This is a genomic window from Cupriavidus sp. 8B (genome assembly GCF_054589115.1).
In genome coordinates this window covers 253197-262926 of record NZ_BAAILO010000381.1, presented here as the reverse complement: position 1 = coordinate 262926, position 9730 = coordinate 253197, and the positions used below count along the sequence as shown (strand labels likewise).

At 65.8% G+C, this 9730-nt stretch carries 7 protein-coding genes, 1 tRNA gene and 2 pseudogenes; 6 read left to right on the top strand and 4 right to left on the bottom strand.

Translation table 11 applies throughout. The features are described from left to right. The first annotated feature begins 128 nt into the window (after positions 1–128). Positions 129–859 (top strand): annotated as a pseudogene (locus ACYP5B_RS36750) (response regulator). Next, positions 856–1119, top strand: coding sequence for a hypothetical protein (locus tag ACYP5B_RS36745; RefSeq protein ID WP_459572879.1), 264 nt, complete (start codon positions 856–858; stop codon positions 1117–1119). Before ACYP5B_RS36750 ends, ACYP5B_RS36745 begins: the two are co-directional and overlap by 4 nt. Before the next feature lie 280 nt (positions 1120–1399). On the opposite strand, the pseudogene ACYP5B_RS36740 reads toward ACYP5B_RS36745, so the two are convergent. Next, positions 1400–1591, bottom strand: a pseudogene (locus ACYP5B_RS36740) (TIGR00645 family protein); the annotation flags it as partial. Positions 1592–1673: 82 nt separating this feature from the next. After that, positions 1674–2618 carry a DMT family transporter gene (locus ACYP5B_RS36735; RefSeq protein WP_400099708.1) on the bottom strand — a complete coding sequence of 315 codons (945 nt, stop codon included), beginning with the start codon at positions 2616–2618 and terminating at the stop codon, positions 1674–1676. Between the two features lie 354 nt (positions 2619–2972). Here ACYP5B_RS36735 and acs point away from each other — a divergent pair, with 354 nt between their 5' ends. The 4 genes from acs (at position 2973) to ACYP5B_RS36715 (ending at position 8119) form a co-directional block, all read left to right on the top strand. Next, entirely contained in the window at positions 2973–4955 is a 1983-nt protein-coding gene (acs, locus tag ACYP5B_RS36730; protein ID WP_459572878.1) for an acetate--CoA ligase, read from the top strand. A gap of 85 nt (positions 4956–5040) precedes the next feature. Next, on the top strand, positions 5041–7092 hold the full coding sequence (locus ACYP5B_RS36725; protein ID WP_400099704.1) for a VC_2705 family sodium/solute symporter: 2052 nt from the start codon (positions 5041–5043) through the stop codon (positions 7090–7092). Positions 7093–7154: 62 nt separating this feature from the next. Next, positions 7155–7245, top strand: a tRNA-Ser gene (locus ACYP5B_RS36720). A gap of 493 nt (positions 7246–7738) precedes the next feature. Beyond that, on the top strand, positions 7739–8119 hold the full coding sequence (locus ACYP5B_RS36715) for a DUF5594 family protein (RefSeq protein ID WP_318231374.1): 381 nt from the start codon (positions 7739–7741) through the stop codon (positions 8117–8119). Positions 8120–8134: 15 nt separating this feature from the next. On the opposite strand, the gene ACYP5B_RS36710 is transcribed toward ACYP5B_RS36715, so the two are convergent. Then, on the bottom strand, positions 8135–8947 hold the full coding sequence (locus ACYP5B_RS36710; RefSeq protein ID WP_400093986.1) for an IclR family transcriptional regulator: 813 nt from the start codon (positions 8945–8947) through the stop codon (positions 8135–8137). Then, entirely contained in the window at positions 8947–9729 is a 783-nt protein-coding gene (locus ACYP5B_RS36705; RefSeq protein WP_400093987.1) for an IclR family transcriptional regulator, read from the bottom strand. Before ACYP5B_RS36705 ends, ACYP5B_RS36710 begins: the two co-directional genes overlap by 1 nt. Position 9730: the final 1 nt, after the last annotated feature.

Genomic DNA, 9730 nt, shown 5'->3' with positions numbered 1-9730 from the left:
GGCCACCGCGCCGTGCACGCCGCCCCCGGGCGGCGTGCACGCGCCTTCACATGCGGACCCCTATGGCGATGGACGGGCAGGCCAGCCGTTTCATTTCGTGCAGGCACCTGGCTCGCCAAACCATGTACATGACTCCTCACGTGCGTCTCGTCGACGACGACCCCGTCGCCTGTGACCTGCTGTCACGCATCCTGCTGTCCAGCGGCATGACGGTGTCGGTGCTGCATGACGGCTACGACTTGTCGCGCCGCCTCACGCAAGAGAGGCCATCGGTGGTGCTGCTCGATATCATGATGCCGCGCAAGGACGGGCTGAGCGCGTTGCAGGAGGTGTGCGCGGCCGGTGACGATGTGCCCATGATTTTCCTGTCGGCGCGCCGCGGGCCTGGAGCTTGGTGCCGACGACTACCTGCCCAAGCCATTCTGCTCGCGCGAACTGCTGGCGCGGATCCACGCGGTGCTGCGCCGCCGCCCGCAAGCCCCGGGGAGTGCGCCGGAGCGGCGTCTGTCTTACCGCTTTGGTCCGTTCGACGTCGATTTTTCCGCCCGCATCCTGACGCGGGACGCAGAGCGCCTGGCATTGCGCGATACCGAATTTGCCATGCTCAAGGTCTTCACCGGCCACCCCATGAAGGTGCTTTCGCGCCCGGCTGCACGACCGTCTCTATGGCTCGGACATGCATTTCCGCGACCGCAGCCTGGACGTGCCGGTCTGGCGCTTGCGCCGCGTGATCGAGGATGATCCATCGGTACCCCGTTATATCCAGACCGTGCGGGGCCGCGGCTACGTCTTTGTTCCCGGGCTCGACGCGTTCTGCGCCGACGAAGCCGATGACGTCGACGAAGCGCCGGACGCATGAAGAATCCGTTCAATACGCTGTTTGGGCGCATGGCGGTGCTATCCGTCTCCGTGCTCGTCATTGTCCATCTGGGCTGGTCCGCGCTCATGTTTCACCTGCGCCCGCATGGCCAGGCGGACAGCATGGCACGGGGCATCGTGCTTGCGCTGGGCACGCTCGACGGGCGGCCAGGCGCCGGCTCGGGGCAGAAGCCGGGCGCTGCCATCCGGCTTGCCGCGCTTGGCACCGAGCCCGCCGCCGGCCCGCTGCCGGAGCATTAGCCGACGCCGCCGAGCAGGCCAAAGCCGCGCGCCCTGACGAGGGCTCTCCCTCTCCCCTCATGGGGAGAGGACCGGGGAGAGGGGTGGTTTGGCTAGGAGCCACTTGAAGCGAAGCCCATGGTGTTTTCCAGCACGCAGGCGTAACGAGCGCCCGCCCTCTCCCCCAGCCCCTCTCCCACAAGTGGGAGAGGGGAGCACGACAACGCAGATCCGGCTTTGTCAGCAAGCTGACCGCAGCCTTGGCTGCGGTTTCCTGGCGCCGGCCTATGGCCGAACCACATCAGTGGGCCGTGCCTTGACTGTTTTGATGGCCACCGGATTGGGCGGGATGCGCGGGATGCGAAACCAGCTTGTTCACATAGGCCATGGCCACTGCCGACAGCAGGAACGACAGATGGATAATGACCTGCCTGATGATGTGCGGGGCGCGCTGGTCGGCGTCGATGAAGGTCTTGAGCAGGTGGATCGTGGTTGGTTGAAAGCTGGCTGAAAGAGAGGGGCCGCGATTGTACATTGCGCAGATTTCGCAAATCCGAGGCTTTGTCAGTGCGCGGCTAGTCGGCGTTGCGCGCCTCTTTCCTGCTGGCGCGCCATGCCCGGCGGGCCAGCGGCCCGGGCCAGCTCGCCAGTGCGATGCCGGCCAGCACGCAGGCGAGCGCCACGCCGTGCGGCCAGCCTGGCGTCTCCCCGAGAAACACGATGCCGTAGGTGGCGGCCGCGATCGGCAGCACCGCCGTGAACACGCCCGCCATCTGTGCCGGCACATGGCGCACGCCTTTCATCCACAGCCAGAACGAGAAGATGCTGGCCGACAGCGCATACCAGAGCAGCATCCACCATATGCTCGCGGGAACCGATGCCATGTCGAAACTCAGCAGCGGCATCAGGCCCAGCGGCAGCATCAGCAGCCCGCCGATCAAGTGCGTATAGGCGCAGATCTCGATGGCCGCCAGGGTCTGCGCCAGGCGCCGCGAGAGGATCACGTAGATCGATTCGCAGATCACCGCGCCCATGATCATCAGGTTGCCGAGCAGCGCATGCTCGCCGCCGCTGTCACCGGCGCCGCCGCCGCCATGTTCCGTGCCCCGCGCCACGTTCAGCACCGCGATGCCCGCCACCGCCAGCAAGACCGAGAACACCGTGCGCCGGGACAGCCGTTCGCGCAGGATCAGCCACGAGAGCAGGGCCACCGTGGCCGGGATGGTGCTGGTGATCACGCCTGCGGCCATGGCGCTGGTCAGCCGCACGCCGCCCAGCATCAGCAGCGTAAACAGGAACGTGCCGAAGAAGGCCTGCAGGAAGAGGTTGAGCCATTCGCCGCGAGAGACGGCGCGCATGCGCGCGGGGCGGTACCAGGGCGCCAGGCACGCAATGGCGATGGCGAAGCGCAGCAGCGCGAACAGCAGGATCGGTACGTAGGCGACGATGGCCTTGCCCAGCCCGACATTGCTGCCGACGAGGGCCATTGCGGCAATCAGGAAGAGGGCGTGGATGGGCACGGGGTCTGGGTGGCGGCGCTGTTTGGTCGGATCTGGCGGGGATCGGGCCGGGATCTTGCGAGCGCCGGCCGGCGGGGTCGCGGTGGCGCGTTGCGCTGACCATATCTGCCCGCGAAGTCCCGCAATGCCGCAGCGCCGCGTTCGGGATAGGGCTCGCGGCATTATAGCTGTGCTAGCCTAATGGAGAAGGCTGCACATCCTTACCCACGCCCGGCCGTTATTCATGGTGCGCTGCAGCAGGCAGCGCACGGGTGCCGGCATGCGTGCGGGTTGGGTTTGGCAGCGTCAGGTTTAAGTAAGCCGTCAAGCGTAAGTTCGCAGCCAGGCAGCCACGCTATATCAGGAGACAAGCAAATGTCCGCCATCGAGTCCGTGATGCAGGAGCATCGCATTTTCAATCCCCCGGCGTCGTTCGCCAAGCAAGCTGCGATTCCCAGCATGGAGGCTTACCAGGCCTTGTGCGACGAAGCCGAGCGCGACTACGAGGGTTTCTGGGCACGCCACGCCCGCGAGCAACTGCACTGGACCAAGCCCTTCACCAAGGTGCTGGACGAGAGCAATGCCCCGTTCTACAAGTGGTTCGAGGACGGCGAGCTCAATGCCTCCTATAACTGCCTGGACCGCAACCTGGGCAACGGCAATGCCGAGAAGGTGGCCATTGTCTTCGAGGCCGACGACGGCACCGTCACCAAGGTCACCTATCGCCAGTTGCATGCCAAGGTCTGCCAGTTCGCCAACGGCCTCAAGGCGCTGGGCATCAAGAAGGGCGACCGCGTCGTTATCTACATGCCCATGTCCGTCGAAGGCGTCGTGGCGATGCAAGCCTGCGCGCGCCTTGGCGCCACGCACTCGGTGGTGTTCGGCGGCTTCTCCGCCAAGTCGCTGCAAGAGCGGCTGGTCGACGTGGGCGCGGTGGCGCTGATCACCGCCGACGAGCAGATGCGCGGCGGCAAGGCGCTGCCGCTCAAGGCCATCGCCGATGAAGCGCTGGCGCTGGGCGGCTGCGAAGCCGTGAAGAGCGTGATCGTGTACCGCCGCACCGGCGGCAAGGTCAACTGGGCCGAAGGCCGCGACCGCTGGATGGACGACGTCGCCGCCGGCCAGCCGCCGACGTGCGAAGCCGAACCTGTCAGCGCCGAGCATCCGCTGTTCGTGCTCTATACGTCGGGCTCCACCGGCAAGCCCAAGGGCGTGCAGCACAGCACCGGCGGCTACCTGCTGTGGGCGCTGATGACGATGAAGTGGAGCTTCGACATCAAGCCCGACGACATGTTCTGGTGTACCGCCGACATCGGCTGGGTCACCGGGCACACCTACATCGCCTACGGCCCGCTGGCCGCCGGCGCCACGCAGGTGGTGTTCGAGGGCGTGCCCACTTATCCCAACGCCGGCCGCTTCTGGGACATGATCGCGCGCCACAAGGTCAGCATCTTCTACACCGCGCCGACCGCGATCCGCTCGCTGATCAAGGCGGCCGAGGCCGACGAGAAGATCCATCCCAAGCAATACGACCTGTCCAGCCTGCGCCTGCTGGGCACGGTGGGCGAGCCGATCAACCCTGAAGCGTGGATGTGGTACTACCGCAATATCGGCGGCGAGCGCTGCCCGGTGGTGGACACCTTCTGGCAGACCGAGACCGGCGGCCACATGATCACGCCGCTGCCGGGCGCCACGCCGCTGGTGCCGGGCTCGTGCACCTTGCCGCTGCCGGGCATCATCGCGGCCATCGTCGACGAGACGGGGCAGGACGTGCCGAACGGCAGCGGTGGCATCCTGGTGGTCAAGCGTCCGTGGCCGTCGATGATCCGCACCATCTGGGGCGACCCGGAGCGCTTCAAGAAGAGCTACTTCCCGGAAGAACTCGGCGGCAAGCTGTATCTCGCCGGCGACGGCTCGATCCGCGACAAGGACACCGGCTACTTCACCATCATGGGCCGCATCGACGACGTGCTCAATGTCTCGGGACACCGCATGGGCACGATGGAAATCGAGTCCGCGCTGGTCTCCAACCCGATGGTGGCCGAAGCCGCGGTGGTAGGCCGCCCTGACGACATGACCGGCGAGGCCATCTGCGCCTTCGTGGTGCTCAAGCGCTCCCGCCCGGACGAGGAAGAGGCCAAGAAAATCGCCGCCGAGCTGCGCAACTGGGTGGGCAAGGAGATCGGCCCGATCGCCAAGCCAAAGGACATCCGCTTTGGCGACAACCTGCCCAAGACGCGTTCCGGCAAGATCATGCGGCGCCTGTTGCGCTCGCTGGCCAAGAACGAAGAAATCACCCAGGATACGTCCACCCTGGAAAACCCCGCCATCCTGGACCAGTTGAAGCAGGCACAATAACGCGGTCATCCGCCTCTGCCGGCGCGCCTTGCGCGTGCCGGCGGTTTCCTTGCTCGCCCACCCCGCCTGTCCAACCACTGCTCCCATGCCTGACGAACAGTCGCGCTTTCGCCGACGGCTGCTGCTGTACTACGGCTTGTTCACGATAGGCCTGTTTGTCTTCATCGGCATGATGGGCCTGCTGGAGCATTCCAGCGGCGATGCCCTCTGGCTTGGCTACGTATTCCTGTTCGTCACCATCGCCATCTATGCGTGCATCGGGCTGATCTGCCGCACCTCCGACCTCAATGAATACTATGTAGCCGGCCGGCGCGTGCCCGCGCTGTTCAACGGCATGGCAATCGCCGCCGACTGGATGAGCGCGGCATCCTTCATTGGCCTGGCCGGCATCCTGTTCGCGTCGGGCTACGAAGGCCTGGCCTACGTGATGGGCTGGACCGGCGGCTATTGCCTGGTCGCGTTCCTGCTCGCGCCCTACCTGCGCAAGTACGGCGGCTACACCATCCCCGACTTCCTCGCCGCGCGCTATGGCAATGGCAAGCCCGGCGGCAACATGCCGGTGCGCGCCATTGCCGTGCTGGCGGCTTCGCTATGTTCCTTCGTCTACCTGGTGGCGCAGATCCAGGGGGTAGGGCTGATCGTCACCCGCTTTATCGGCGTGGAGTTCGCCGTCGGCGTGTTCTTCGGCCTGGCCGGCATCCTGGTGTGCTCGTTCCTCGGCGGCATGCGCGCGGTGACGTGGACCCAGGTCGCGCAATACATCATGCTGATCGTGGCCTTCCTGGTCACGGTCTCGATGATCGCGTGGAAGCATCACCATGAAGCGCTGCCGCAACTGAGCTACGGCACGCTGCTGCAGCAGATCGACACGCGCGAGCGCAGCATCGAGCGTGACCCGGCCGAACAGGCCGTGCGCGAGTTCTACCGCCAGCAGGCCATCCAGATGCAGGATCGCATCTCGCGGCTGCCGCGATCGTTCGACGAGGAGCGCAATGCGCTGGCCGCGCGCTTGCAGGATCTGCGCTTGCGCAACGCGCCGCTGCGCGAGATCAAGACGGTGGAGCGCGAGCGGGTGGAGTTTCCGCGCGACGTAGCAGCGGCCCAGCAGCAATGGAACCAGCAGCGTGAAGACGCCCTGGCGCGCAGCCAGCCCTCCACGCCGTCGACCGAACCCTATCCGTCGCCCTCCGAGGAGGAGCGCAAGACCAAGCGCCTGAACTTTGTGTTGCTGGTGTTCTGCCTGATGCTGGGCACCGCCAGCCTGCCGCACATCCTGACGCGGCTCTACACCACGCCGTCGGTGAAGGAGTCGCGCAACTCGGTCGCGTGGGCGGTGTTCTTCATCGCGCTGCTCTACGTCTCCGCGCCCGCACTCGCGGCGTTGGTCAAGTACGAATTCCTCCAGCACCTGGTCGGCACGCCATACGCGGAACTGCCGCAATGGGTGGTGCAATGGCGCAAGGTCGACCCGCCGGTGTTCGGCATTCGCGATGTGAACGGCGACGGCATCGTGCAATGGGCGGAGATCCTCATCCAGCCCGACATGATCGTGCTGGCCGCGCCGGAAATCGCCGGCTTGCCCTACGTGATCTCGGGCCTGGTTGCCGCGGGCGCGCTGGCGGCCGCGCTATCCACCGCCGACGGCCTGCTGCTCACCATTGCCAACGCGCTGTCGCACGACGTTTTCTATCACATGGTCGACCGCACCGCTAGCCACCAGCGGCGCGTCACCACCGCCAAGATCGTGCTGCTTGGCGTGGCGCTGTTTGCCTCTTACGTCACCTCGCTGCGTCCCGGCAATATTCTCTTCCTGGTCGGCGCGGCGTTCTCGCTGGCCGCGTCCAGTTTCTTCCCGGTGCTGGTGCTGGCGATCTTCTGGCGCCGCACTACAGCCGCTGGCGCGGTGGCGGGCATGGTGGCCGGACTCGGGGTGGCGGTCTACTATATCTTCGTCAACTACCCGTTCTTTACCCGCATGACCGGCATTTTCGGCAATCGCTGGTTCGGCGTGGACCCGATCGCTTCCGGTGCATTCGGCGTGCCCGCCGGCTTTGCCGTTGCCATCCTGGCCAGCCTGCTGACGCCACGCAACGCGCCGGTGATCGACCGTCTCGTGACGTACTTGCGACGCGGATAGGGCCTTCGAGCACGAAACACTAGATTTGCGAAACAACACTCTGATATACTCGCGGACTTGCTGGAGAGATGGATGAGCGGTTTAAGTCGCACGCCTGGAAAGCGTGTATAGGTTAATAGCCTATCCGGGGTTCGAATCCCCGTCTCTCCGCCAGAACAACGGAAAAAGCCCTTGATACTCAAGGGCTTTTTCTATTTCCGGGGCAGGTTTCAGGGGCACCACATCGGGGCACCACGTAGGGGTCACCACGTGCATCTGGAGTCCTGGCATCAGGTGGGCTCCCCATGCATAGAAAAAGCACCTGTCGCAGGTGCTTTTTTAATCTCCCGCGGTTGAGGGGGAGGGGACCGAACCGGGTCGGCAAACTCATTGGGATCCGGTTCGGACTTGCAAGCCTAATCGGCTTGCTTGATCTCACTGCCATGTTGGCCAGAGGATCATCTGCCGCTTACCTTCGCTTTGCTACTGCGTGTCTCAGTCGGCAGATCTTCAGTATAGGTCGGCGCACGGCGGGGTCAACCTGAGTTTTATGGCGGGCCTTCGTGCTTGTGAGTTCTGGCGCACGTGGCGATCCGCGAGCATTCCCGAGGCCGTCGCGGCGAACGCGCCGTGCTACGATCGATAAAAAATCGGGATGAAACATTCAGTGAGCCAAGACATTGCAGCGCGCTTCAATGCGGAGTTGGCCCCGCGCATCGCCCAGACGATCACGGATTTGTTCAAGGGCCGCATTCAGGTCGCGGTGGTGCCGGACGAGAGGCCTGGCCGGGCGGCGCGCGTCCACCTTTGCGGCGAACCGTTCGATGAGCCGCGGCGGTTCGCGCAGCAGTTGAACGTCTACCTGTCGTGGGACGGGCTTGAGGTGGAAGCGCTGTTCGCTGCCGGTGGCGCGGAAAAATTCGAGCACTATCTCGCTGCCCTTCCGGGCAAGATGCGCGCGTGGCAAACGCCCCGGCAGATCGATTTCGGGACGCGCTCGCAGGCGGACCCTACCGTGCTGCTTGGCGGGCTGGATTTCGAGCATTGAGCTGCTCCCGCCTTCTCACCGCATCCCCAGCAGCCTCTCCACGTTTCGCGCCAGGTCCAGCAACTGCGGGGCGACTTCCCGCTCGCGCGCGGCGAATGGCCCGGCCGGTGCCGATACCCCGCAGTTAAAGATCATCCATTGCGAGTCCACTGGCCGGAACAGCGGCACGGCAAAGCCATAGACATCGCTGCGCCATTCGCCACGGTTCACGCAGTAGCCCTTGGCCTCGAAATCCTGCCGCAGGCGGGGGAACTGCGGCTGGAAGGCCAGGAAGGCATCCGGGTCCTGCAGGCGCAGGCGATTGAGCACGCTGTCGCGCTCTTCGGCGGGCGCCTTGCATAGCCAGGCCTTGCCGATGGCGGTGGTGAGCATGGGCAGCGCGGCGCCGATGTCCGGTGTGACGACGAGGCTGTCGGTGGAGCGGGCGGTCTCCACATAGATCATCTGCGTGCGGTCGCGCATGCCTAGCGACACCGCGCCGCCGACGCGATCGGCGAGTTCTTTCATCAATGGCCGGGCAATCTGGCGGATATGCATGCTGGCCAGCAGCGGATAGCCGAGCGAGAGCACGGGCGCGCCAAGCCGATACTTGGCCTGCGTGGCGTCGCGGCGCAGGTAGCCGAGCACGGTCAGCGTGTGCGTGAGCCTGGCCACGGCCGACCGGGACTGGCCGGTGCGTTGTGCAAAATCCTTGTTGCCGAGCAGGGATTCGCCAGGACGGTAGGCCAGCAGGATATCGATGCCGTGCGCGAGCGTGGTGGCGAACTGGCGGTCGCCGGTGTCGCGCTCGTTGGCCACGGGCGTGCCGCGCGAAGGCGTCGATGCCATCACGCGATCCCCAACGCGGTCTCCACGCGCCGCACCATCCGCAGCAGCCTGGGACCCATTTCGCGTTCGAGCTTTCGTGGCGTCATCCTGGCGCTTGGCGCCCCGCAATTGAAGACCAGTATCTCGCCGTCGATCTCGGCACGCATCGGCACGGCCACGGCATGCACGTCGCGCTGCCATTCCCCGCGCGACTGGCAGAAGCCGAGCGTGGCGAAATCGTGCGCCGCGGCTTCCAGCGCGGCGGCGTGCGCGTGCCATTGCCCGGCATCGCTGGCGCGCAGCGCAGCCAGCACCGGATCGCGCTCGCCGGGCGGCGCCTGGCAGAGCCAGGCGCGTCCGATGGCGGTGGGGAGCATGGGCAGCGAGGCGCCGATATCGGGCCGGAAGGCGATGGCGTCGTGCCCGCGGCTGGTTTCCACGTAGACCATTTGCAGCCGGTCGCGCAGGCCCAGCGAGACCGAGCCGCCCACTTCGTCGGCGAGCTGCTTCATCAGCGGGCGCGCGAGCTGCCTGACCTTGAGGCTGGCCAACAGCGGGTAGCCAAGCGAGAGCGCGGTGGAGCCCAGCCGGTAGCGGCGCAGCTCGGTGTCGTAGAGCAACAGCCCGCGCGCCGCCAGCGTGTACGTCAGGCGGCTGATGGTGGCCTTGGACAGCCCGGTGCGCGCAACCAGCTGCTTGTTGCTCATGACGGGCTCGCCTACGCGAAAGCACTGCAGCAGCGCCAGGCCGTGCGCCAGCGTGGTGGCGAAGGCGGGGTCCGGATGATGGGGGCGGGGCGGCATC